19 protein-coding genes are annotated in these 24,842 nt (G+C 38.2%); 2 read left to right on the forward strand and 17 right to left on the reverse strand.

Features of this window, described 5'->3' with window-relative positions; genetic code table 11:
- Positions 1-45: 45 nt before the first annotated feature.
- From ODE14_RS05450 to ODE14_RS05460, 3 genes are read right to left on the reverse strand one after another with little or no spacing between them, the layout of a single operon-like run.
- Positions 46-1,098 (reverse strand): UDP-glucose--hexose-1-phosphate uridylyltransferase, encoded by a 1,053-nt coding sequence (locus ODE14_RS05450; protein ID WP_263603260.1) that lies wholly within the window; start codon positions 1,096-1,098, stop codon positions 46-48.
- Positions 1,082-2,326, reverse strand: coding sequence for a galactokinase (galK, locus tag ODE14_RS05455; protein ID WP_263603261.1), 1,245 nt, complete (start codon positions 2,324-2,326; stop codon positions 1,082-1,084). Before galK ends, ODE14_RS05450 begins: the two co-directional genes overlap by 17 nt.
- A 25-nt stretch (positions 2,327-2,351) precedes the next feature.
- The gene (locus tag ODE14_RS05460; protein ID WP_263603262.1) at positions 2,352-3,224 is read right to left on the reverse strand and encodes an AraC family transcriptional regulator; all 873 of its coding nucleotides are present in this window, start codon (positions 3,222-3,224) and stop codon (positions 2,352-2,354) included.
- A 161-nt stretch (positions 3,225-3,385) separates the two neighbouring features.
- Here ODE14_RS05460 and ODE14_RS05465 point away from each other — a divergent pair, with 161 nt between their 5' ends.
- A complete protein-coding gene (locus ODE14_RS05465; protein WP_263603263.1) occupies positions 3,386-3,982 on the forward strand; it encodes a hypothetical protein in 597 nt (198 codons plus the stop codon).
- Positions 3,983-4,122: 140 nt separating this feature from the next.
- On the opposite strand, the gene ODE14_RS05470 is transcribed toward ODE14_RS05465, so the two are convergent.
- The 6 genes from ODE14_RS05470 to ODE14_RS05495 form a co-directional block, all read right to left on the reverse strand.
- A complete protein-coding gene (locus ODE14_RS05470; RefSeq protein WP_263603264.1) occupies positions 4,123-6,156 on the reverse strand; it encodes an alpha-glucuronidase in 2,034 nt (677 codons plus the stop codon).
- Between the two features lie 135 nt (positions 6,157-6,291).
- Entirely contained in the window at positions 6,292-7,266 is a 975-nt protein-coding gene (locus tag ODE14_RS05475; protein WP_263603265.1) for a glycoside hydrolase family 43 protein, read from the reverse strand.
- A gap of 172 nt (positions 7,267-7,438) precedes the next feature.
- The gene (locus tag ODE14_RS05480) at positions 7,439-8,557 is read right to left on the reverse strand and encodes an endo-1,4-beta-xylanase (protein ID WP_263603266.1); all 1,119 of its coding nucleotides are present in this window, start codon (positions 8,555-8,557) and stop codon (positions 7,439-7,441) included.
- A gap of 8 nt (positions 8,558-8,565) precedes the next feature.
- Positions 8,566-10,011, reverse strand: a complete 1,446-nt coding sequence (locus ODE14_RS05485) for an MFS transporter (RefSeq protein ID WP_169230329.1) — start codon at positions 10,009-10,011, stop codon at positions 8,566-8,568.
- A gap of 129 nt (positions 10,012-10,140) precedes the next feature.
- Complete coding sequence (locus tag ODE14_RS05490) at positions 10,141-12,048, reverse strand: sialate O-acetylesterase (protein ID WP_263603267.1); 1,908 nt, start codon at positions 12,046-12,048, stop codon at positions 10,141-10,143.
- An 11-nt stretch (positions 12,049-12,059) separates the two neighbouring features.
- A complete protein-coding gene (locus ODE14_RS05495; protein ID WP_263603268.1) occupies positions 12,060-14,447 on the reverse strand; it encodes a glycoside hydrolase family 127 protein in 2,388 nt (795 codons plus the stop codon).
- 523 nt (positions 14,448-14,970) lie between these two features.
- Here ODE14_RS05495 and ODE14_RS05500 point away from each other — a divergent pair.
- Positions 14,971-15,657 carry an NUDIX hydrolase gene (locus tag ODE14_RS05500; protein ID WP_248392996.1) on the forward strand — a complete coding sequence of 229 codons (687 nt, stop codon included), beginning with the start codon at positions 14,971-14,973 and terminating at the stop codon, positions 15,655-15,657.
- A gap of 3 nt (positions 15,658-15,660) precedes the next feature.
- Here the strand turns inward: ODE14_RS05500 and ODE14_RS05505 are convergent, their stop codons facing one another.
- The 8 genes from ODE14_RS05505 to ODE14_RS05540 form a co-directional block, all read right to left on the reverse strand.
- A complete protein-coding gene (locus ODE14_RS05505) occupies positions 15,661-16,017 on the reverse strand; it encodes a DUF4260 domain-containing protein (RefSeq protein ID WP_263603269.1) in 357 nt (118 codons plus the stop codon).
- Positions 16,018-16,074: 57 nt separating this feature from the next.
- The gene (locus ODE14_RS05510; protein WP_263603270.1) at positions 16,075-16,656 is read right to left on the reverse strand and encodes a Crp/Fnr family transcriptional regulator; all 582 of its coding nucleotides are present in this window, start codon (positions 16,654-16,656) and stop codon (positions 16,075-16,077) included.
- Positions 16,657-16,694: 38 nt separating this feature from the next.
- On the reverse strand, positions 16,695-17,285 hold the full coding sequence (locus ODE14_RS05515; RefSeq protein WP_263603271.1) for a hypothetical protein: 591 nt from the start codon (positions 17,283-17,285) through the stop codon (positions 16,695-16,697).
- Between the two features lie 132 nt (positions 17,286-17,417).
- Complete coding sequence (locus ODE14_RS05520) at positions 17,418-19,145, reverse strand: sodium:solute symporter family transporter (RefSeq protein ID WP_263603272.1); 1,728 nt, start codon at positions 19,143-19,145, stop codon at positions 17,418-17,420.
- Between the two features lie 3 nt (positions 19,146-19,148).
- Entirely contained in the window at positions 19,149-20,309 is a 1,161-nt protein-coding gene (locus tag ODE14_RS05525; protein WP_412059347.1) for an aldose epimerase family protein, read from the reverse strand.
- Between the two features lie 21 nt (positions 20,310-20,330).
- Positions 20,331-21,827, reverse strand: coding sequence for an L-arabinose isomerase (gene araA / locus ODE14_RS05530; RefSeq protein ID WP_263603274.1), 1,497 nt, complete (start codon positions 21,825-21,827; stop codon positions 20,331-20,333).
- Positions 21,828-22,037: 210 nt separating this feature from the next.
- Positions 22,038-22,736, reverse strand: a complete 699-nt coding sequence (locus ODE14_RS05535) for an L-ribulose-5-phosphate 4-epimerase (RefSeq protein WP_248395004.1) — start codon at positions 22,734-22,736, stop codon at positions 22,038-22,040.
- 222 nt (positions 22,737-22,958) lie between these two features.
- Complete coding sequence (locus ODE14_RS05540; protein WP_263603275.1) at positions 22,959-24,656, reverse strand: ribulokinase; 1,698 nt, start codon at positions 24,654-24,656, stop codon at positions 22,959-22,961.
- Positions 24,657-24,842: the final 186 nt, after the last annotated feature.

The raw sequence follows: 24,842 nt of genomic DNA on the forward strand, positions 1-24,842 counted from the left end.
ATTTCTTAGAATTTTAAAGATATAATTTTTTAAAGCATTAACAACTTAGTTTCTGCTTTTATAGTGTATGGTAGAAAGATTTTTAAGTACTTCTGCGCTTTGTTCCGGAGTTATATCTCTTTGTGCTTCGGCGAGCATTTCATAACCCACCATGAATTTTTTAACCTCTGCATTACGAAGAAGCGGCGGATAAAAATGCATGTGGAAATGCCATTCGGGATGTGAAATTCCATCAGTTGGAGATTGGTGAATTCCTGCAGAATATGGAAACGAAATTTCAAAAAGATTATCATATTTAATGGTAAGATCTTTTATTATTTCGGCCAAATCATATTTCTCGTCTTCTGAAAACTCAAGGATATTTCCGGCTTTCCTTTTGCTGATGATCATCGTTTCATAAGGCCAAACCGCCCAAAATGGAACCAAAACAACGAAGCTTTCATTTTCAAGTACCATTCTTTCACCGGATTCAAGTTCTTTTTTAAGGTAATCTTCCAACAGTGATCTTCCGGATTTTTCAAAATAGTTTTTAAGATTTTCCTGAGTTTTTACCACGGCAGTCGGAATCGACGATTGAGCCCAGATCTGACCATGCGGATGAGGATTACTGCACCCCATGATCTGCCCTTTATTCTCGAAAATCTGTACATGATTAATGAATTCTTTACTTCCGAGTTCATCATACTGCTGCTGCCAGACGTCAATTACCTCTTTAATAGCGTCCTTTTCCATTTCAGGCAAAGTAAGGCTGTGATTTTCAGAAAAACAGATTACTCTATTAATTCCTCTTTCAGGTTTTATGGAAAAAAAATCTGAATTGTTAACAGAAAAATCCACCTTATCGCTGAGCAAAGATCCGAAGTCATTGTCGAAGACATAGACCCCCTGATAGTCGGGATTTTTTTCACCGTTTGCCCTTTCATTTCCCGGGCAAAGGTAGCATCCGGAATCATAAGCCGGCAATTCTTCCTGAACCGTTTTTTCGGTCTGTCCCTGCCATGGTCTGTTGGAGCGTTGCGGAGAAACCAGAATCCATTCGTCGAGAAGCGGGTTGTATCTTCTGTGAGGGTGTTTTTTACTGTCAAATTCTACATTCATTGTTGGTATATTCTTTTATTCCTTCGGAAATTTTAACCTGATACACTTTTAGCTGAATATTGAATTCAGCTTCGTATTTTTCACGGATTCTGCTGATTACATTTTCAACACAATCTTCTTTGATAAGATTGATACTGCAGCCGCCAAATCCGCCTCCCATCATTCTTGCCCCGATAACGCCTTTTTCCTGTAAGGTCTGCTCCACCAGAAAATCAAGTTCATTACAGCTTACCTCAAATTCATTGGAAAGTCCGGAATGGGTTTCGGTAAGCAATTTTCCGAGACGTGCGGCATTATTTTCAGAAAGTGCAACAGCAGCCTGCTCTACCCTTCCGATTTCTTTCAGGAGGTAGAAACATCTTTTGTATGAAATTTCTCCTATTTCTTCGCGCACTGCATCAAGCATATCTACACTGAAATCCCGGAATTTTGTAATTTCCGGAAACTTTTTCCAAAGTGCATTTTTTCCGTTGTCTACCTCTCTGCGCCTGTCATTATACCCGGAATTAAGATGCGTATGCTTGACACAACTGTCAAATAAAACCAGGCTGTAGCCTTTGAGATCCGCGTTAAAATATTGATGATCCAGCGAGTGACAGTCGAGCATGATGACTTTTTCCTCTTTTCCGAAAACGGACGCAAACTGATCCATAATTCCGCACTTTACTCCGACAAAAGTATGTTCCGACTTCTGGCCAATCAAGGCGAGTTCTTTTTTAGAAAAACCGAGGTCAAAAATCTGGTTGAGAATATAGGCGAAACCACATTCCAGAGCGGCTGATGAAGACAACCCGGAACCCATAGGAATCGTGCTGCTGAAAGCTATATTCAATCCTCCAGTTATTTTTCCTTCTTCCTGAATGGCATTGAAAACCCCAAGTAAATAATTGACCCACGTCTGCGAAACCGGCGATTGTTTTTCTTTCACGTTAAAACTGAAACTGTCGTTAAAATCTTTCGCAAAAAAAGTACAGATATCAGAATTTTCTGCCTTTTCAACAGCAAAACAGATATATTTATCAATGGCTGCCGGTAAAACAAAGCCGTCACTATAATCTACATGTTCACCGATAATATTTATTCTTCCGGGAGAAAGGAAAATATGCTCCGGTTGAGTTTGAAAGGCTTTTCGAAAAGCCTCTTTCGTATTATTAATTAATTTTTCCTGGATCAAAATAAGAGTATTGTAATGAATTTTATAAGTGTTAAATGTACACGTATATTTCAAATAAAACAAGGTTGTTTTTTTAAAATTATTCCATAAAATAATTAAATTCTTTACGGTATTGTGACGGGCTTTTCTTAATGTATTCTTTAAACGTTTTATTAAAATAGCTGAAATTGTTGAATCCGGATTCAAAACAGACTTCGGTAATGCTTAACGGCTGTTCCGCAAGGAGTTTCAGCGAATGGGTAATCCGGTATTCATTGACAAACTGGGTAAATGTTTTATTGGTAATTTTCTTAAAATAACGGCAAAACGATGGCACTTTCATATTGGCAAGATCCGCTATTTCTTCCAGCGTGATCTGTTCTTTAAAGTGGTCCTTCACATAATTAAATATATGGTTGATTCTCTCATTATCCTCCACTTGTGTCTGTAGATAATATTTCCCGGCATTCAGTATTCTGTAATCCTGTGTGGTGGCAAGTTCATCTAATATTTCCAGGAAGTTCAGCAGCTTGTTGAGCGATGACATTTCGTGCATATCAGCAATTTTCTTACCCACTGTTTTTTTTATATTTTCGTTAAAAACAATTCCGGCTTTTGATTTTTCAAGCAGGGCAGAAATCCGCTGCATTTCAGGAGTTTCCCAAATATTTTCTCCTAAAAAATCCGGCTTGAACTGGATGACCATTTCGTAATCATTATTGGTATTTTCGTTGGTAAGTCCGCAATGTGGAAGATTGCTGCCGATCAATACGAGATCTCCATCCGAAAAATAGGAGATATTACTCCCGATCTGTCTCTTTCCGGAACCTTTGCAAACAAATATTAGTTCTACTTCCGGATGATAATGCCAGACGTGGGATTTTATATTTTCATTACGCTGAAACTTCAGACTTGTAAAACTGCTTCCGATATTAGGTTTTATGGCTTCAAAAGCAGGATTGGCATGTTTCATATGCTGTTCAATTAATTATATGTAAAATTAACAATTAATATTTAATTAATATAACAATTAGGTTAATATTGTACATATATGTGAAAATTGTATTGTAGAATTGAAAGAGGATCTGCTGTAGATTTGCAGTATAAATTATTGATAACAAAAAACTTGTCATTATGAATACATTTTTAAAATCTACATTTCTTGCAGGATTCTTATTAATCTCAGCAAGCCTGATGAGTAAAGACAGAGACTTTTCTATTGCTTTAGGAACGGTGAGTGCAAAAACAATAAACTTTGAGATATCTAATGCTAAAAATGTTTCATTGTTTGTATATAACGATATAGACGGCGAAATATTTTCTGAAAAACTTGATGCGGAAAACGTTATTTCAAAATCTTACGATCTTAAGGAACTTTCTACAGGTACTTATTATCTAGTGGCGGAATCTGAAGGAAAAGTTGAAAAATACAGAATCAGCATTAACAAAGATAATGTGATGGAAGTTGATAAAACCCCTGTAAGTGTTATCAACAAACCGGAATATACTGTTTCAGGTAACTTTGTAAAACTTCATATGTCTGCTGTAAAAAATCCTGTAATGATTTCTGTAACAGATTTTTCAGACAACAACTATTACACAGCAACCAAGCAGTCTGAAAACGGAGATCTGAATGTTACTTTTGATCTGGACAAAAATACATCAGAAAATTACATTATCCGGGTAGAAGAAAACGGAAATGTTTTTAATAAGATCATTTCATTAAAATAAAGAACATTTAGTGTAATACTAATTATTCCATATACTAATTATTATATAGTTATTCCGATTAATACCGGATAAAATTTCAAGTACAGTTATTTTTTATAAGGCAACTCTTCTTTCAAATACAGAAAAGAGTTGCCTTATTTTTAATTATGGTGGCCCATATTCAGTTTGATTTTTTTCAAATCTTCCAGCTTATGCACAGGTCTTTCAATATCATACGGGATAGGCATTTCAGAGAAAGTCTGGAAATATAATAGACAAGCATCTTTCCACCAGACAGCATCTTTCGCCTGGATTTTTAGTTTCGACTGTACTTCCGTAAACCTTTGTTCGTCGATATAAGGTTTCATCGTGTCCCAGAGTTTCTGGTAATCCCTCACCTTATGAACTCCTGAATCATATTTGTAGCAAAGTTCTTCCCATAATGTTTTCCCATCTTTCATTTTATACTCCCACGGAACATGATGAAACCAAAGGATAAGATTTTCCGGACACGTTTTAATATTTCCATAAATGTCATTTAAAGGAGGAAAATATTGTGAAACCGCGTTACTTCCTGTTACGGTTCTGTCAAATCCTACTCCATTTTTATCGGCCTGATGATAATATACCGGCGACCAGTCGGGTCTACCGCCTTTGTAATCTCCCCAAGGTTCGGGACCGTAATGATGTCCTCCTGCGAAAATATGATGAAGTCCTAAGGGCATCATGTAGTCAACAACCGTTTCCCTTGAAGTAAGCATCATTTCTTTCACCGGGTTAACGAATTTTTCATTATCCGTAAAGGTCATTGTAATCCATTCGTCGGCAATCTGTTCTGGCGTAAGCTCATGATTCCACGCAAGGCGTCCGAATGCATACCAGTTGGCCTGTGCAAAATGATGGCCTGTCCAGTTGGTATCTTCTCCGATATTGGCCACAGCAGAAATGGCTGTGATTTTTGCGGGTCTTAATGTGCCGTCGGTAATTTTAGCAATAGTTGAGCCTTTGCCATCAGAATAAGTATCGCTTTCCAAAGTTTCTTTGAATAAAGGAGCGAGATAAGCCAGATGATTAGCCTGTCCCAGATATTCCTGTGTGATCTGAAATTCCACCATTTCAGGAGTTTTCTTTAATGCACCAAACAAAGGATTAAATGCTTCACGAGGCTGAAAATCAACAGGTCCGTTTTTAATCTGAATGATCACATTATCCCTGAATTTTCCATCAAGAGGAACAAATTCCAGATAAGCCTGCTTCGCGCGGTCGTCTTTGCTCGGACTGTATACGAAAGCCCTCCACATTACGATTCCTCCGTATGGTTTTAAAACATCAGCCATCATATTGGCTCCGTCGGCATGCGTTCTTCCATAATCCTGTGGTCCTGGCTGGCCTTCTGAATTGGCTTTCACCAAAAATCCGCCGAAGTCAGGAATTAATTTATAAATTTCAGAGGCTTTCTCTTTCCACCACTTCTGAACATTTTTATTTAACGGATCTGAATTTTCGGTTCCTCCCAACACTTTTGGCGAGGCAAAATTGACCGAAAGATAAACCCTGATTCCATACGGTCTGAAAATATCGGCCAGTATTTTTACTTTTTTCAGATAATCTTCACGAAGCATGTTCGGAGAGGCATTAACATTATTCAATACTACAGCATTGATCCCGACAGAGGCATTCGTTCTCGCATATTCTTCATATCGGGGAGAAATTGTATTCGGAAGATCTTCCCATTTCCAGAGAGAATGTCCTGCATAACCGCGTTCAATCGTTCCGTCCAGATTATCCCAATGGTTTAGAATTCTTACATCGTACGAAGGTTTTTCTGTAATATTTAAATTGGTAGTGGAAACGTTGGTTTGCTGAAGCCGTAAAATATGATACACCCCATACAATAATCCGATTTCCTTTCCTGAAGCAATGACAATTTTATTCTGTCCGGATTTTATGGTGTAACCGTCTTTCAGGTTTTTTAAGGTTTTATCTGTTCGCAGCTCCACGGTTTGGCCCTGCCAGTGACTGCTCAGTTCTTTTCTGGCAATATTCAGCGTCGCACTGTTTCCTTTAGCAATAATATGATCTGCAGAAATTCCGTTTTTTGCTGGAAAGCGAAGCCAAAGCTGGCTTCCGTCTTCCGCGAAGGTCATTAACGGAATCATTAGAAATGCGATAAAATAAATTCGGAAATGCTGCATGGCAATTTTTTACATTTAATTTAAATTCCATAGGTTTCACCTACGGCTATTGTTATTGAACCCTTCGGGTTCCGCGTGTGAAATTGGTTTAAAAACTTTGTCAAGGTTCAGAATTTTGACAAAGTTGATTGCATTTTACTGATTTTTGTCCAATCCTTCGATGGTTTTTATTTTACCGTTTTCATCATATTCAAGTTCTACAACCTTCATGCTTCTGAGCCATGTTCTTCCTCCGCTCGGAACACTGTCGTGAAAAAACAGGTACCATTTCCCTTTAAATTCAACAATACTATGATGGGTAGTCCAGCCTACTACTGGTGTTAAAATTTCACCCTGAAAAGTGAATGGTCCGTAAGGATTATCTCCGGTTGCATAACAAAGCAAATGAGTGTCACCGGTTGAATACGAAAAATAATATTTACCGTTGTATTTGTGCATCCAGGAAGCTTCAAAGAAACGGTGTTTGTCTCCGTGAAGAAGCGGATTTCCCTTTTCATCGAGGATAAGAATGTCTTTAGGTTCTTCACCAAATTCCAGCATATTGTCGCTTAACAAGGCAACTTTGGACGGAATGGCAGGCTCATCATCCTGAGGAATTACGGCAGATTCCAGGGCTTTATTATTTCGGTAACGCTGAAGCTGTCCGCCCCAGATTCCTCCGAAATACATATAATGTTTTCCATCTTCTTCAAAAATACAAGGATCGATGCTGTAGCTTCCCATCATTGGGTGTTTTTCAGGGACGAAAGGTCCGTACGGTTTCTCGCTCACTGCAACCCCGATTCTGAAGATATCGTTTTTGTCTTTCAAGGGAAAGTACATAAAATATTTGCCGTTTTTAAAAGCAACATCGCAGTCCCAGAGCTGTCTCCCCGACCATGGAATATCTTTAACGGAAAGCACTACACCATGATCCGTAATTTCTCCGTTTTCTACATCATCTAAAGAAAACACATGGTAATCATTCATATCAAAGTGATCTCCGTTGTCATTTTCTTCAATTCCGCTTTCGCGGTCGTGGGAAGGGTAGATATAAATTTTCCCCTCAAAAACGTGTACTGAAGGATCTGCCATATAGTCGTTCGGGAATAGATATTTTGCTTTGTTCATTTTAGTTTAGACTTTTAGATAATAGATTTTATTTTTAACCACAAAAGTCACAAAAGATTTTTTTTAATAAGTTTTCCAAAAGTTCAAAAAGTATTAGTGTAATAAATATTCCGCTTTTTGTTCTTCTAATTACTCTGTTTCCAATTATTTCTTTTGTGGCTTTTGTGGTTTGTTAATATTTTTTCTCTTTTGTTAATTGAATAATTTTTTCAACCACTGGTTTTGCTTTAAAATTACGGTCGAAAAGTAAAGGATAATCGGTTCTGCCTTTTACCGGGAAATCATTTTTCCATGATTGTTTATCGGTAACACCCCACAACGTCACTCTTCTGATTTTGTCTTCGTGTTTGATGAAAAGACGGAAGAAATCAAGATAACGATTTTCCCATTCTTTCTCTATATTTTCAGGAAGACCTTTGGTGTAAGGATTCATCTTCGCCTGATATTCTACCGTATCTGAGACGTTGGCAGAAGTTCCCCAAGGTGAAGGCAGCGCACTGATTTCCATTTCGGTAACATTTACTTTTACTCCGGCAGATGCATAATCTGTTATTGCTTTTTCATATTCCGCCAGTTTAGGAGTATCCAGGCCGACGTGTGTCTGCATTCCTACGCCATCGATCCTGATTCCTCTCGATTTGAGATTTTTAACGATATTTATGACCGTTTTTACCTTTTCAGGATACCATTCATTATAATCATTGTAATACAGTTCAGCATTAGGATCAGCTTCCTGGGCGTATTGGAATGCCAAAGGGATAAATTCTTCGCCTAAAATTTCATAAAACTTACTTTTTCTGTACGTTCCGTCTTCCATAATGGCTTCATTGACTACGTCCCAACCTTTTACGCGTCCTTTGTATCTGGAGACAACAGTCGTAATATGATTTTTCATTCGTTGTTTAAGCACTTCAGCAGAAACATCTTTCCCGTCTTTGTCCACGAAAAACCATTTTGGCAGCTGTGAATGCCAGATCAGGGTATGACCGACGATAAACATTTTGTTTTTTTCACCGAAAGCCACGAAACGGTCGGCGTCATCAAAAAAGAATTTTCCTTCCTGAGGCTGCAGGAACATCGACTTCATACAGTTTTCAGCGACGATGGAACTGAACTGTGAAGTGATAATCTGATCAGATTTCACATCTGTTCCGTTAATCTGCGGAAGGCTCATGGCTGTACCGATATAAAATTTATCTTTAAAAGCTTTCTTCAGGGAATTTTCTGCTTTCTGGGCAACTGCATTTGAGACCGCCAGGGTCATTAAGCCCAATACAATTAATCGTTTCATAGTCATAATTATTTTCTTCTTTCGGCCAGATCTTTCTCAATCTGAACTTCCATTTTTTTGTTGATTTTATAGAATAAAAGTAATCCGCATGCGATAAAAAACGGTATCGAAGGGAACACACTCACAAGCATTTTCGCGCCTGTTGCAACGGTTTCAGGCTGAACGGCGTTTACGCCTCCTTCAGCAGAAATATATCCGTATTTACCGATGATTAATGCTACCAAAGAACTTCCAATACTTAAACCTACTTTTAAGCCTACCATCATTGCAGAAAAGATAATAGCAGTGGCTCTCCTGTTGTTTTTCCACTCGGAATAGTCGGCTACATCTGCAATCATAGCCCAAAGTAAAGGGGTACTGATGCCATAAAAGAATCCGTGCAAAATCTGGGAAAGGAACATAACTCCTACTGCTTTCGGAGGATAAAAAATAAAGAACAGTACAAATAGCGTGGAAATAAAAAGTGACGCGATAAATGTATCCCGCTTTCCGTACTTATCGGCAAATCTTTTGGAAAAAGTAATCCCGACAATCATCATGATAATTCCACCTGCATTAAACAATCCGAAACCGGCAGACTTTGGATCTTCACCAAAGAAATTCATTCCTACCGAGTTAAAAAATGTGGTAATCGGTGAAATAAAACTTTTAAGTGAAGCTTCATCCACATAATTGTTAAAGTAATACACATAAGCGCCGCCTTTCATCGCCAGGGTTATGAAAATGAAAGCTGTAACAGTAAGCATAATAATCCATGGCCTGTTTTGGAAAACATCTTTTAAATCTTCTTTCAAGGTTGATTTCTGTTCAGGTTTTGGGATGATTCTTTCTTTGGTGGTGAAAAAGGTAATCAGCAACATTACGGAGCCAATTATCGCAAGCCAGGTCATCACCGTTTCGATACCGGCAGCTTTATCACCATTCCCTACAGATAAAATGATTGGCAACATAAATACCTGAACGAAAAACTGCGCAAACATCACCGCCACAAAACGGTAAGAAGAAATACTGTTACGTTCTGACATATCTCCCGTGATAACGCCGCTTAGTGCTGCGTACGGCAGGTTATTCGCTGCATATAACAACAGTAACAACGAGTACGTTGCTGCAGCGTAGATCATTTTACCTTTATAAGAAAAATCCGGCGTACTAAATGCCAGTAAAGCAGTGATTCCAAGAGGAACAGACGTGAAAAGAATCCACGGACGAAATTTCCCCCATCTTGTCGCGGTACGGTCTGCCAAGGCGCCAACCATCGGGTTGAAACCAAAACCGGCAATCAATCCTACAATTAATGTGATCACCGAAGCATCTTCTGCTTTGAGTCCGTAAATATCCGTATAAAAGTAGGCGAGATAGGTTACCAAAGTCTGAAAAACAAGATTGGCGGCAAGGTCTCCCAGGCTGTAGCCTATTTTTTCAATGACAGATATTTTCTGTGATGGATTGTTCATATGGTTGTAGATATGTTATTAAATAATTGATGCTTGATAATTGATAAACGATTATAGATGATAGACTGATAGATCATAGATTTTCTAACCTGTTTCTCAAAATATAAATTCTATATGATTTTTTTAATTTTATTCTGTGGTGAAGGATGAAGCCGGAAGACCTGATTTGTTTTTTAAATTTCCGTCAGGATTGTCGGCCCAGTCATAGCGTACTGAAACGGGATTTTTAATTTCATCATTCCAGACAATAATATTTTTACCTTCTGTTTTCGCTTTTGCCCACTGGTATTTTCTGTCTTTACCTGCTATTGCAAAACCTTTTAATTCGGAAACGGAAGCAAAATCATCGGTTCCTTTTTTAAATGAAAGCATGATCTTATTTCCTTCAATTTTCATTGACTGATAAACAGGTCCGTCTGCAACAATATCTTTTTTATCAGCAATTTTCAAGGCCTGCAATGCTAACCTGTCGCCCACTGTTTTTTTATCAAGCGGATGAATATCGTTCCATTCTCCAACATCGATGATTACGGCAAGTCCGGTTTGCGGAACATTGAGCGAAACTTTACGCTGCTGATCTCTGAGTTCTGCCCAGTTGCTTTCCACCGGCTGATTTTTAGCTTCCATAAAATTTGCAAGCTGAACGATCAGGAATGGAGCGTCTTTTTCGTTCCATTTTAACCGCCAATCGTTGATCATCGTGGTTAAAAGATCACCGTATTCTTTCGGTTTTCCGGTATTGCTTTCTCCCTGATACCAGAGAAATCCTTTTACTTTATAGTTAATTAACGGATTGATCATAGAATTGTAAAGCCCGGTTGGTTTCCAGCGGATGAATGTCTGGCCCGGAGCCATTTTATCCATTTTTGCACCGATTTTATATTTCCATGAACCTGTAAGATCGATTTTCTTTCCGCCGATTTCAAGATAATACGTTTTGTCAGCGATAAACTGTCCTTTTCCGCTTCCGTTGGTGATTCTTACGGCAATACTATTTTTACCTTCTTTTAAAATACCGGCAGGAATATCATACCATCTCGGTGGATATTCATAAGTAACGTTTCCTACTTTCACCCCGTTGATATAAGTTACATCGGCATCTTTTATTCTACCAAGATTCAGGAAAGCTGCTTTTCCTGCTTCTCTTTTTGACAGTGTGATCTCTTTTCTGAACCATACCGAACCTTCAAACGGTCCTTCCTGATCTTCCCATGATCCTGGAACACTCATGGTTTTCCATGAAGAATCATCAAGATCAAATTTTTCCCAATGTTGGTTTAAACCAATGTCGCTCTGATCCAGTTCGGAATACCATGCTTTGCTTAAAGCCTGTTCACCGGATTCTGTAGATTTTATCAGATCATCATTCTTCCATTTTTCAGCTTCTTCAAGATATTCGGGATATTTTTTCAGAGCATTGACATCCATCCATGCCTGAACCGGAGAACCGCCTAAACTTGTATGGACAATGCCTACAGGAACTTTATTTTTTTCATATAGATTTTTAGCAAAAAAATAAGCTACACCCGAAAAATTCTGAATCGTCTGTGGATTGGTGCTTTCCCATTTTCCGCCGTCAAGATCATTTTGCGGTGCTTTAAAATTGTATTTCTGCGGAACCGTAAAAAACCTGATATTCTGATTATTTACCGTTTTCATCTCTTCACCATATAAAGGTTTAAGTCTTCTCATGGGAAGTTCCATATTAGACTGTCCGGATGCCACCCAAACATCGCCGATTAAAACATCTTTAATCGTAATGTCGTTAATGGTCATCACAAACGGTCCACCGGCTTTAAGTTCAGAAAGCATAATGTTCCAGTTGCCGCTATTATCTGCAGTTGCAGAATAGGTTTTATTTAAAAATTTAATATGTACCTTTTCTCCCGAATCCGCATAACCCCAGATTTTAAGTTTCTGGTTCCGCTGGAGAATCATCCCGTCTGAAACCAGTGCAGGAAGCCTTACTTTAGCATCAAATAAACAGGCGCTGAAAATGGCTATTATTAGAAATAATTTTGAGCAATATATTTTCATGGGTTGATGTTTTAATTTTTATTAACAGACTTTTGGTAGTTCTGCGTAAGCAAACGAACCTCGATTATTTTTGAAGTAAGCATCTGCTCTTCTGCATAAAATTTTACGCTAAGAATTTCTTTATTTTTTTCCGTTTCTGGAATTGGTAAAAGCATGAATTGAGGCGAGCTTCCGGCTTTTCCGTACAGTTTTTTTGCTGATACTTTTTTGCCGTTGATTTCTACATTGAGAGAACGGTTGGCGTTCGCATCAAAATATAAAACATACAGATAAGCAGCATTTTTATGCTGATTTTTCATCCGGTAGCTGAACCATCCTTTTGCATCCCGGAAATGACGGTCTTCCATATATCCCGTGTTGGAATCTTTGCTTTCAAAATAGTGATCAGACTCCGGCTGCTGCTCACCCAACTGAATTTTATCGACCGTAATGAGATCAAGTTTTCGGGTTTCAGCTTCTTCTTCCGCTTTCTTTTTCTGGATAGATTCAATTTTATCCTGATCAGCCTGCGGCCAGTACAAAATATATCTTTCTTCCTGAATCTTGTAAAACGGCACCAGCTGAAAACCTTTACCAAATTTTTCTTCCGGATATAAACCTGTAAGACTGAATGTAAGATCTTTATTTTCAACCGGTTTTACATGACTAATAACTTCCTGATTATTTCCTAAAATAACCGGAATTTCATTCAACGGAATCTGCGGACCGTGCGCAATATGTCCGCCGCGGCTGTCATCTGCTAATAATCCTTGTTGATTTTCGGTTCCATATGTCGCAGCAAGAACAACAGGCCCGTATTTAAAGGCATAATAATCTGATTTATCAGGCAATTGCTCTGCAGAAAGATGCATCGGAAGATTCATTTCGATCACATCTCCTTTTTTCCATTTCTTAGTTAAAGTAAAATAACCGTTGACATCCGGCTGTACATTTTGCTTTTTCCCGTTAATTGAAATGTTTACTTCAGAAGGATTTGTCCATTGCGGAGATCTTAGTTTCAGGTTAAAATTTCCTTTTCCGGCCAGATCAACAATCAGTTTGGTGGACGGAGTTTCAGGAAAGTTATTTTCCTGTCTGATCAGGATTTTCTTTTCTGCCCATTTGAGTGTTGATGGAATGAAAAGATTAACATAAAGATCATTATCAGAATGTGCATAAATCATTTCACCATACTTGGCGTGATTTTCCAGTCCGGAACCTACACAGCACCAGAAACTTGTCTGCGGCTGTGAGTATACACGGTAATGACCGGGACGCATCGGTGTAAAATATACAAATCCTCCTTTATCATAATTTTCAGTAGAAAGAATATGATTATAGAGCGCGCGCTCATAATAATCCATATAATATGACTTGGGCAAAGTTGCGAAAAGCTCTTTGGTAAGTTTCAGCATGTTGTAGGTGTTGCAGGTTTCGGGACCTTCAATGCTTTTAATCATGCTGCTGAAATTATTAACAGGATTAAAATGCTCACTGACACTGTTTCCACCGATAACGGAAGATCTTTTTTCAGTAACATTGTGCCAGAAAAAAACTGCAGCATTGCTCCACTGCACATTGTTTTCGAGATCTGCAATTCGTTTGTAGCCGATTACTTTTGGAATTTGGGTATTGGCATGAATTCCTGTAAGCTTATCTTCTCCTAAAAGCAGTGGATTTAGAATGGCCTGATGTGAAAATCTGTGGGCAAGCTGAAGATATTTTTTATTTCCGGTAATTTCATACACATCAGCGAAAACTTCATTCAGTCCCCCATGTTCGCTGCGAAGCATCTCCTGAATCTGTTCATCTGAAAGTCCGGAAACTTCATTCATCATCCAGTCGGTAAGTTGTACCAACATTTTTTTTGCCTTTTCACTTCCGCCATACCAATAGGCATCGCGGAGTCCTGCATAAATTTTATGAATATTGTATAAAGGTACCCAGCGGTCGTTCAATCCAAAACCTGAAGCGCGAATATTTCCCTCCGAAATTTCTTTCCAGATTTTTTTACCCGAAGGTACCCCTGAAAGATAACCGTTTACGGATGATTGCTGGCAACGGTCAAGCTCATCAATCATATAATCGAGTCTCTGCTTAACCTTTGGATCTCCTGTTGAAGCATACATTAATGAAAGTGCAGAAATATAGTGTCCTCCGATATGCCCGTCCAGGCCTGTATTTTCCCAGTTCGGATAATTTTCAGCTTTTGGCTGCAAGCCTGCTTCCCTGAGATAAGGAGCCAGCAACCTGTCTGGTTCCATAGACATCATATAATTTTTATCAGCCTTCATGGCTTTGTTAAAAACACTTTCCGACAGCTTTACATCTCTCAGCGGGAAATACTGAATTTTCTTATTTACCTGTGCAAAAGTAAATGATGAAAATGCGAATACGATAATGGAGATTTTTCGGTTCATTAATAAATGTTATTTCAACATTTCTAAAATAAAAGAAAGAATTTATATATAAAACATTTTTAAAAATATGAACCGGAGATTGCATATAAAAACAAGTTTTAACAAACTTTAAAAATTATAAACCGATTAAAGCTTATCATAAAAAATAAGATTATTGATGGTATAGAAAATCAGGAACATAAAATTAAATGTTTGTGTACAAAATGAATACATAACATTTGAAAGAAGAGGAAAATAATACATGTAAGAACTTATCGTATTTTTAATAGTAAGGTTGAAAATTTATTTTTTTTTAATCCGGTAAAATCAGACTCAAAAATTAACATAATTTTAACATTAATTTTATATTTGATTAATCAATTTTTGGGAAATAATTACGTCTAAAGACAACATATTTTCTCCCGAAATGTTCTTCAGCATTGCTTTTTTAACCGAAAGAAAATAATTTCATTAAAAAAGTGTGAAAAATACATTTATATATAATCATAAGGGTAAATAAGTTACCTTTGTATAAAATATAAAGATGACCCAGGATTATTCTCAATATCCAAGACATTTGGTAGCCGTTGACTGTATTATTTTCGGCTTTGACGGTGAAAATCTTAAAATTCTTCTTGTGCAAAGAAACTTCGAACCCAAAATGGGAGAATGGTCTTTAATGGGAGGGTTTATCGGGAGCGATGAAACCTCTGATGAGGCTGCACAGCGTGTTCTTAAAACATTGACAGGCCTGGAAAACATTTATCTTGAGCAGCTTAACTGTTATACGCAGATTGACCGTGAGCCTACCGCACGAATCATGTCAATTTCTTATTATGCCCTGATTAATATTGAAAAGAATATCCGTATCAATCAAAAATATAATGCAAAATGGTTTGATCTTCAGGATTTTCCTACTCTCATTTTCGATCATAATGAGATGGTAAAAGATGCTGTTTTAAGATTACGAAGAAGAGCTTCCACAAGACCGATCGGCTTTGAGCTTCTTCCGGAGAAATTCACCATGAAAGATCTGCAGAGTCTTTATGAAGCCATTTTTAATGAACAATACGACAAACGGAATTTCATCAGTAAAATCAATGCACTGGATATTCTGGTAAAAACAGAGGAAAAAGATATGACCTCGTCTAAAAAAGGATCTTTCCTATATCGTTTTGATGAGGATCAATATAAAAAAAAGCTTGCCGAAGGATTTATGTTTAAGATTTAAACATTATAATTTCTTCCCAATCCAGTCTAAGTGGGTATGCTTAAAATCATCCTCAAATTTCAATCCGTATCCGAAAATCCTGTCCATCGCAGCATGTGCAAATAAAATAATTCCAATGAATTCTACAGTCTGAATTTTGAGGTAGAATCCTAAAACCAAAACAAAGATTGCGAGCAATTTATGATGGAAAAAATTGTAGAGCCAGGCTCCAACCTTAGGATTGATTAAATAGCCAACCATCGAAACGTCGGGAAGCAAGAGGCAAAGTGGAAAAAGCCACCACTGAAATCCTATCTGAGTAAAAAGAAAAATAGCAAGACCAAATTGTCCCAATTCTTCGAGCTGTAAAAGATGTTTCATGTCTAAGATTTATCAGACAAATGTCTGACAATTCAACACATGTTCTCTTGACAAAAATCAAGAATTTTGTGCCTTTCGTTTTCTTATTCTACTGAATGTTTCCGGCGCCATTCCCAGAACTGAAGCAATATATTGCAACGGAACCAGATGAAATAATTCTTTATGCTGCTCAAAATACCGATTATACCGTTCTTCCGCCGTCATCGAAAGATGCGAAAAAATACGGTCTTCCATCATTGCAAAACATTTAATAATAAATTGTTTCTCAATTTCAATCCATTTTGGAAATTTCCGGCAAAGTGTTATATAATCTGTTTTTGAAATGGATAACAATTCTGTGTCGGTGAAAGCCTGTATTGTCCAGCGATTGGGTTGATTAAAGAAAAATCCCATCAATTCAGTTACGAAAAAATCTTTGGTCGAAAGCCATTGTGTAATTTCTCTGCCATCTTCCGACAAAGCATATACCCGAAGAATTCCTGATTTTACGATACTCAGTTTATTGCAAATCTGTCCGGATTCTGTAAATTTTTCATTCCGGTTCAGTTTTTCTTCTTTAAAGAAAGAATGAATAACTGCTAAATCATCCTGACTAAGCGCCCCGAAATGTTCCTGTACTAACCGGCTGAAATCTTTCATTTGAAAATTCTTCTGCTGCTATTATAATTCAAATCATATCATTCCTGATTAAGATCCCGTTTTAAATTGTCTAAAATATCTTTTGCTGAAGGAATATTTCCAAGATTATTTTTTATCTTTTCAAACAAATCACTGAATCTCGCTTCACCGTTTAGCACTTTTAATGAATATTCAAATGGATACAACGAGAGTACACCGCCGTCCCTGTCATATTTTAATGTCATAAATCTCAGCGGAAATTCAGGTGTTTTATCATTAAAAAGTTTAAAATCCCACTCATTAATTAAGAAATAAGAAAATGCGATGGTGATTATTAAGCCAATCTGTTTGTCGTCCTGATCAAATTGTTTGCAATATTCATAAAATCCCATTCCTTCCTGCACAGCCTGATCGATATTCAGCGGATGGTAAACCGGCTGATCTATAACGGGCTTAATTTTATTGTCAATGAAAAAACTTTCAAGCATTTTAAAGGAGCCGTCTACCAACAGATCATTTTCAGAAAGCTTCTGCTCAGTGTATCTTCCTTTGAAGTATTCTTCAGTATAGACTTCTTTTAATCCCGGAGCTTTATGATTTTCGTTGTTCGTCACCTTATTTTTTGAAAAAATTTTTCTGAAGAAACTCATCTAATTTATTTTTATAGTTAACAGTTTTGCGCCAAATATACAAAAGTATTATACAAAACAACTGCAATTTGGATTAAAAATAAAACAGGATATCAAAGACTGATATCCTGCTTATTTTCAAATATTTAAATTTTACCAAAACCTTACATAAAGCGCAGTCAGCAAAAGTAATGTTACCACAATCAGAACCAGCGTTCTGTTGTCTACCTTGAACATAGAGGCATCGATAACAAAAGCTTTCGGATTCACTTTCGGGCCGGCAAGACTTATAAGAATCATTACAGCAATGGTAATTACAAACGACCATCCCATGTTGATCAGAAACGGAATTTCCGTAATGGTGTGAACAACTCCTCCTTCTAACTTTTCATAGGTGAAAGCGGTATACAGCCATGTTTCCTTGCCGAAAATATCCACTGCAAAACTGTTGAAGAAAATCGCCAGAACAAATCCTAAGATTACCCCAACTAAAGCCGCCGTTCCCGTTGTTCTTTTCCAGAACATTCCTAAAAGGAACATGGCAAAAACTCCGGGACTGATAAATCCTGTATACTTCTGAATGAAGGTAAACCCACCTTCTCCGCCAATACCTAAAACATCGGTCCATGTAAACGTCAATGCCAGGAACATCGCAATAATGATCGCCCATCTTCCGGTTCTCACCATCTCAATTTCCGTAGCATCTGCTTTCAGGTATTTTTTATAAATATCCAACGTAAAGATCGTTGAAATACTGTTCACTTTTCCAGCCAGCGACGCTACAATTGCTGCAGTAAGAGCGGCTACGGCAAGACCTTTCAGACCCACCGGCAAGAATCCTAAAATAGCAGAATAAGCACCGTCTTTCACTCCATTGAAGCCAGGCAGATGCCCTTTCGTATACAGAACATAAGCTGCAATTCCAGGAAGCATTACGATAATCGGCATAAATAATTTCAGGAATCCCGCGAATAAAATCCCGGTTCTTGCTGTTTTCAGATCAGCTCCTAAAGCTCTTTGTGTGATGTATTGATTGCACCCCCAATAATTTAAATTTACAATCCATTGTCCTGCAAAATACATTGCCAATCCTGGTAAAACAACATATTTCTGAACATTGAGGTTTTCAGGCATAGCCAACGTTGTGGTAGTCGCTTTCGGTTTTTCAAGAATAAGTTTAAAATGCTGCGGTGCTTCATTAATCAGGGTGTTGAAACCTGCTAGTGCATTTCCTACCGCCGCGCCGTTGATTCTCTGGTCAACAATTTGCAAAGCCATATACACCGTAGCAAAACCTCCGATGATTAAAACGGCTACCTGAATTACATCTGTGTAACCGATTACCTTCATCCCGCCAAGTCCGATCAGTAAAGCCATTAAAAGCAATCCGATCATGATGATATGCAAACTTCCTCCGCCAAGCAGTGTATCAATGGCCAGAGCCCCCAGATAAAGAATGGAGGTAAGGTTTACAATGACATACAAAAACAGCCAGAATACCGCCATAATCAACGAAACCGACTTATTGTAACGGGTTTCGAGGAACTGTGGCATTGTGTAGATCTTATTTTTAAGATAAATCGGAATAAACCACACGGCAATGATGATTAAGGCAATTGCAGCAATCCATTCGTAAGCTGCCACTGCAATTCCTACGAAAAATCCTTCTCCGGACATTCCGATGAACTGTTCCGCAGAAATATTGGAGGCTATTAAACTTGCGCCGATTGCCCACCACGTGAGTGACCCTTCTGCCAGGAAATAATCTTTACTGCCTGTTGCTGTAGATTTTTTTCTGTTATAGATCCAGATTCCGTAGCCTGCAACGACTACAAAATATACCAAAAATATAATGATATCAAGAGTTGCTAAATTCCCCATACTTTATTTTTTTACTGAGAATTTATAAATTGTTTTCGACTGGTATTTTTGTTCCGGCTTCAACTCTGTAGAAGGGAAACTCGGCTGATTTGGTGAATCCGGGAAATGCTGTGTTTCCAGGCAAAACCCTGTTCTCAATTCATTTTTACCACCGGTTTTCGTATCAAACTTTCCATCAAGGAAATTCCCGGAATAAAACTGAACTCCCGGTTCATCGGTCAAAACCTCCATTACTCTTCCGGATTCCGGATGATAAACTTTGGCAATGCTTCTTAATCCGCTTCCGTTAAGAATCCAGTTATGATCGTAGCCCTTTCCTTTTTTCAGCTGGTCATCATCAGAATTGATATCTTTTCCGATTGGTTTTGAAGCCGTGAAATCAAATGGAGTTCCTTTTACTGATTTTTGTTCACCTGTGGGAATCAATGTTTCATTCACCGGTAAGAATTTATCGCCGTTAATCTGCAGTTCATGGTCTGTAATTTCTTTTGTGAAATTTCCGGAAAGATTAAAATAGGAATGCTGTGTAAGATTTACGATTGTTGGTTTATCTGTTTCAGCTTCGTAAGAAATTTCCAGAGCGTTATCGTCTGTTAGCGTATAAAGAACCGTTGTTGTTAATTTTCCAGGAAAGCCTTCCTCTCCATCTGCACTCGTATAAGTCAGCTTCAATGTTGGAAATTTTGGATCTTTTACAGGCTCAATATTCCAGAATTTGGTGTGGAATCCTTCCTTCCCGCCGTGAAGGTTGTTCGGTCCGTCATTTTTATCGATATTAAAAGCTTTTCCTTCCAAATTAAAATGGGCGTTGGCAATTCTGTTTCCATAACGGCCAATTAAAGCTCCGAAATAATATGGATTTCCATTAAAATAATCTTCAGACCTGGTAAATCCTAGTACAACATCTTCATACTTTCCGTTTTTATCGGGAGCGGTAAGTGAAGTTATAATTCCACCGAAATTGATGACTTCCACCTTCATTCCATTTTTATTGGTAAGTGTATATCTTTTAATGGAATCCCCTTTTGAAGTTACTCCGTAATCTGAAACTTGTATGTTTTCCATGGATTTTGAATGAGTTTTTGATTGATTTTCCTTTTTATTACAGCCGAAAATACATAAAACGGCAAAAAGAATTATCAGGTTCCTACCTGTTTTTTTCATTTTTCTGAATATTTTGCAAGTTTAACGATAATATATTTCATTCCAGCGAAGTGTATTCTTGAAATCACGGATTTTTGTGTTTTCATCAATTACCAACGATTCAATACCTGCAATCTCAGCAAAATCTTCCAGTTGCTCCGCACTGATATTTTCGCTGTAGCAAGTATGATGCGCGCCACCTGCCAATATCCAGGCTTCAGCAGCGGTATATAAATCAGGAAGTGGTTTCCAAAGCACTCTTGCAACGGGAAGTTTTGGCAATTCTTCGGTGATTTCCAATGCTTTTGTTTTGTTGATTAACAGTCTGAAATGATTTCCAAAATCCATCAACGCAGCATTTAAAGAATCAATATTTCCTCTTGAATTAAATACCAAACGGACAGGATCTGCTTTTCCACCAATTCCTAACGGATGAATTTCACAAGAAGGTTTGTCAACCGCCAAAACCGGATCTACCTCCAGCATGTGAGAGCCTAAAACAGAAGGATTTGATGGATTTAAATGATACGTATAATCTTCCATAAAAGCATTTCCACCTTCAAGACCTTGGCCCATTGTTTTCATTGCACGAACTAATGCAGCGGTTTTCCAGTCGCCTTCACCGGCAAATCCATATCCTTTTTCCATTAATCTCTGAACGGCAATTCCAGGGAGTTGCTCCAAGCCGTGAAGGTCTTCGAAAGTATCAGAGAACCCTTTGAAATTTCCGTCTTTCAGGAATTTTTCCAAACCTAATTCGATTCTTGCGGCAACTTCCAGAGATTTTCTGTTTGAACCTCCGGAAAGAAGAGATTCTGCCATTTTATATGAAGCCTCATATTCTTCAATTAATGTTCTGATTTCACCATCACCAATCGAATTAACAACGCTTACCAAATCCCCGATTCCCCAAGTATTAACCGAAAATCCGAATTTGGTTTCTGCTTCCACTTTATCGCCATCCGTAACCGCAACAAATCTCATATTATCACCAAAACGGGCAAACTTCGCTCCTTGCCAATCGTCCCAACCAGCCGCAACTCTACTCCATTCTCCGATTTGTTTCTGAACTCTTTCTTCAGCCCAATGTCCTACAACGACTTTTCTGTTTTTGCGAAGACGGCTCACCATAAATCCGAATTCCCTGTCGCCGTGAGCAGCCTGATTCAGGTTCATAAAGTCCATATCCATCGTAGACCACGGAATATCCTGATTGAATTGCGTGTGAAGATGCAGCATTGGTTTTTGCAAAGCGGTCAGTCCGCGAATCCACATTTTTGCGGGTGAAAACGTGTGCATCCAGGTTACAATTCCGATACAATCTTTTGCAAAATTGGCAGCGGTAAGTGTTTCAAAAATTTCTTCTGTCGTTTTTACCGTTGGTTTTAAAACAACTTTTACAGGAATCTGTGACGAAGCATTGAGCGCTTCCACGATTTTTGCTGAATGCTCGGCAACCTGTGCTAATGTTTCAGGACCGTACAAATGCTGGCTTCCGGTGATGAACCAGATTTCTTTCGTATTGAGAGGTGTTAACATAGTTATAATTGATAAATGATGATTTATAATTAATTTTTATTTTTTCGTTTTTCCATAGGTTTCACCTACGGCTATTAATGTTGAACCCTTCGGGTTCTGTAGAATTTGTGCATTTTCGCCATAGGTTTCACCTACGGCTACTGATGTTGAACCCTTCGGGTTCGTAGTCTTTTATTGAACGATGACAATTGCCAAAAGCTAAAAGCCAACTTACTGGCCGTAATAGGCATTTTTGCCGTGTTTTCGTTCGTAATGTTTTTTGATTAATGAATCTTTCAAGCGAGGCGCATTTGGGTTTATTTGTCTTGTGAGATAAGCCATTTCCGCGATGGTTTCCAGGACTTTGCTGTTGTAGACTGCTTTTTCCGCATTTTTGCCCCAAGTGAACGGTCCGTGGTTTCCGATGAGCACCATTTCGACTTCTTCATAAGACAAGTTTTTTTCTTTAAAACAATCGAGAATCTGAATTCCGGTATTGTATTCATAATTGCCTTCGATTAAATCATCCCGCATTGGCGGCGCACAAGGAATATCTGTTGTCAGATGGTCTGCGTGGGTCGTCCCAAAAATCGGGATGTCTAATTGTGCCTGTGCCCAAGCTACGGAATAAACAGCGTGTGTATGCGATATTCCACCAATGTCTTCCCAGTTTTTATACAAGTAAGCGTGGGTTTTGGTATCGGAAGACGGTCTTAGATTTCCTTCAACAACATTGGCATCATAATCCAAAATTACGATATCTTCCGGTTTCAGTGATTCGTAAGGAACACCGCTCGGTTTGATGGCAAAAATCCCTTTATCACGGTCAACCGCGCTTACATTTCCGAACGTATAAACGACCAGCTTCAATGCATCGAGCTGCATATTGGCTTCATAACATTCTCTTTTTAATTCTTTATAGATGCTCATTTTATTTACATATTTGTTGGAAAATCTGTCTTTTAAATTCATAGGTTTCACCTACGGCTATTTATATTGAACCCTTCGGGTTCTCTCCTACGAATCAATCGCGCCTGCTTGGGCAGAACAAAAAAGCGGAGTCCTTTGACAAGGATAAACTACAGACGGATTAAGCGCCATAATTATTTTAGTTGTTAGTTTTTTGGTTGATGGTTATTAGCTTTAAAATTGCTATAAACTATCAACCGTCAACTTTTTCTTTGATTTGATATTATTTTCGGTAAAATCTGCCAGGATCTGATATTGCTTCATAAATTCTGCATATTTTTCTACCTTTTCTGTTTGAGGGAAATACTCTGCTTCGAAATCGGAGCCCATTTTCTGACTTGCTTCCTGGACAGTCGGATAAATTCCTGCCGCAACGGCTGCATAAATGGCTGCACCTAAAGCCGGAGCCTGGTCTGAAGCTGCCACTACAATCGGCATATTCAGGACATTAGCCAACGTCTGCATAATGAACGGTGATTTTCTGGCAACACCTCCAATTCCTATTACTTTATTGATTTTAACGCCTTCATCCTCAAACCGATCGACGATTTTCTTGGCTCCAAAACAAATAGCATTCACCAATGCTTTGAAAATATGCGGTGCTTTTGTTCCCAACGAAAGATTGCTGATCGCCATTTTCAGTTCCTGATTGGCATCGGGAGTTCTTCGTCCGTTGATCCAATCCAAGGCCACCGGAACAACTTCTGAAAGTGGAATTTTTTCCGCTTCCAAGGTGAGATTGCGGATAATATTATTTTCTATTTCTTCTTTCAGCAATTGTTTTTGGTTTTCATCAATCACATTGGAATTCATCAGAATATTGTGAGTCGGCCAAGTTAGAATATCTTTATACCACGCAAGAACATCGCCAAATGCAGATTGTCCCGCTTCTAATCCCATCAATCCGGGAATCACTGAACCATCGACCTGTCCGCAAATCCCTTTCACGGTTTTATCGCCGATAAGTTCGTTGGGAGCCACCATAATATCGCAGGTTGATGTTCCCATAATTCTAATCAGCGTATTCTCCTCGACTTTTGCACCAACCGCTCCGGAATGTGCGTCGAAAGTCCCGACAGCAATTACCGTGTTGGTTGTTAAGCCCAATTTTGTTGCCCACTCTTTATTAAGATTTCCTGCAACTTCATTAGAAGTGTAGGTTTTATCATATAATCTGTCACGAAGTTCTGCCAGCGAAGCATCCAGCTGACCAAGAAAATCTTTGGAAGGAAGACCGTCCCATGACTCGTGCCACATGGCTTTGTGACCCGCAGCGCAACGGCTTCTCTTAAATGTTGCTAAATCTTGGTTATCGGAAAGTAAAAACGTAAGGTAATCGCAATGTTCCATCCAGCTGTATGCCGCATTTTTTACGGTTTCATCTTCTCTGTTGATGTGAAGAATTTTAGCCCAAAACCATTCAGAAGAATAGATCCCGCCTTCAAATTTTGTGTAATCTTCGCCACCCCAGTTTCTCGCCAGATGATTGATTTCTTCAGCTTCACTGATGGAAGTATGGTCTTTCCACAACACCATCATTGCATTGGGATTTTCTAAAAATTCAGGTAAAAGGGATAATGCAATTCCTTCTTTATTTACGGGAAGAGGTGACGAACCTGTCGTATCAATACAAATGCTAACAATATTTTCAGGCGTAATGCCACTTTCTTTTACAACGGTTGAAATGGTTTTTTCCAATCCTTCGATATGGTCGAGCGGATGCTGACGAAATTGATTTTCTTCCGGCTTACAGAATTTTCCTTCTTTCCATCTTTTGTAATAGCTTACGGAAGTCGCCAATTCTGCCCCATTTTCCGTATCAATCAAAACGGCTCGAACAGAGTCTGTTCCGTAGTCTAAGCCGATAATGTATTTTTTCATTAACGAAAGTGATTTATTTGATTATTTGTTTTAGCTCTTTTTAAAATAACAGATGCAATGGATTACATTATGCAAAGATTTTTCTTTAAGTTTTAATTTACCTTAAAGAATTCTTCAGTTTTCTGTTTAAGAGATAAAACAAATATAAGATTCTATTTTAAATAAATGTAATATTTACACTTAATT

The organism is Chryseobacterium sp. PET-29, from assembly GCF_025736815.1.
GTDB lineage: Bacteria > Bacteroidota > Bacteroidia > Flavobacteriales > Weeksellaceae > Chryseobacterium > Chryseobacterium nepalense.

What these genes read in the sequence shown, in the direction of transcription:
- ODE14_RS05450 (WP_263603260.1), bottom strand. Translation starts at nt 1,098, where the DNA reads ATGAATGTAGAATTTGACAGTAAAAAACACCCTCACAGAAGATACAAC.
- ODE14_RS05460 (WP_263603262.1), bottom strand. Translation starts at nt 3,224, where the DNA reads ATGAAACATGCCAATCCTGCTTTTGAAGCCATAAAACCTAATATCGGA.
- ODE14_RS05465 (WP_263603263.1), top strand. Translation starts at nt 3,386, where the DNA reads ATGAATACATTTTTAAAATCTACATTTCTTGCAGGATTCTTATTAATC.
- ODE14_RS05470 (WP_263603264.1), bottom strand. Translation starts at nt 6,156, where the DNA reads ATGCAGCATTTCCGAATTTATTTTATCGCATTTCTAATGATTCCGTTA.
- ODE14_RS05475 (WP_263603265.1), bottom strand. Translation starts at nt 7,266, where the DNA reads ATGAACAAAGCAAAATATCTATTCCCGAACGACTATATGGCAGATCCT.
- ODE14_RS05480 (WP_263603266.1), bottom strand. Translation starts at nt 8,557, where the DNA reads ATGAAACGATTAATTGTATTGGGCTTAATGACCCTGGCGGTCTCAAAT.
- ODE14_RS05485 (WP_169230329.1), bottom strand. Translation starts at nt 10,011, where the DNA reads ATGAACAATCCATCACAGAAAATATCTGTCATTGAAAAAATAGGCTAC.
- ODE14_RS05490 (WP_263603267.1), bottom strand. Translation starts at nt 12,048, where the DNA reads ATGAAAATATATTGCTCAAAATTATTTCTAATAATAGCCATTTTCAGC.
- ODE14_RS05495 (WP_263603268.1), bottom strand. Translation starts at nt 14,447, where the DNA reads ATGAACCGAAAAATCTCCATTATCGTATTCGCATTTTCATCATTTACT.
- ODE14_RS05500 (WP_248392996.1), top strand. Translation starts at nt 14,971, where the DNA reads ATGACCCAGGATTATTCTCAATATCCAAGACATTTGGTAGCCGTTGAC.
- ODE14_RS05505 (WP_263603269.1), bottom strand. Translation starts at nt 16,017, where the DNA reads ATGAAACATCTTTTACAGCTCGAAGAATTGGGACAATTTGGTCTTGCT.
- ODE14_RS05510 (WP_263603270.1), bottom strand. Translation starts at nt 16,656, where the DNA reads ATGAAAGATTTCAGCCGGTTAGTACAGGAACATTTCGGGGCGCTTAGT.
- ODE14_RS05515 (WP_263603271.1), bottom strand. Translation starts at nt 17,285, where the DNA reads ATGAGTTTCTTCAGAAAAATTTTTTCAAAAAATAAGGTGACGAACAAC.
- ODE14_RS05520 (WP_263603272.1), bottom strand. Translation starts at nt 19,145, where the DNA reads ATGGGGAATTTAGCAACTCTTGATATCATTATATTTTTGGTATATTTT.
- ODE14_RS05525 (WP_412059347.1), bottom strand. Translation starts at nt 20,309, where the DNA reads ATGAAAAAAACAGGTAGGAACCTGATAATTCTTTTTGCCGTTTTATGT.
- araA (WP_263603274.1), bottom strand. Translation starts at nt 21,827, where the DNA reads ATGTTAACACCTCTCAATACGAAAGAAATCTGGTTCATCACCGGAAGC.
- ODE14_RS05535 (WP_248395004.1), bottom strand. Translation starts at nt 22,736, where the DNA reads ATGAGCATCTATAAAGAATTAAAAAGAGAATGTTATGAAGCCAATATG.
- ODE14_RS05540 (WP_263603275.1), bottom strand. Translation starts at nt 24,656, where the DNA reads ATGAAAAAATACATTATCGGCTTAGACTACGGAACAGACTCTGTTCGA.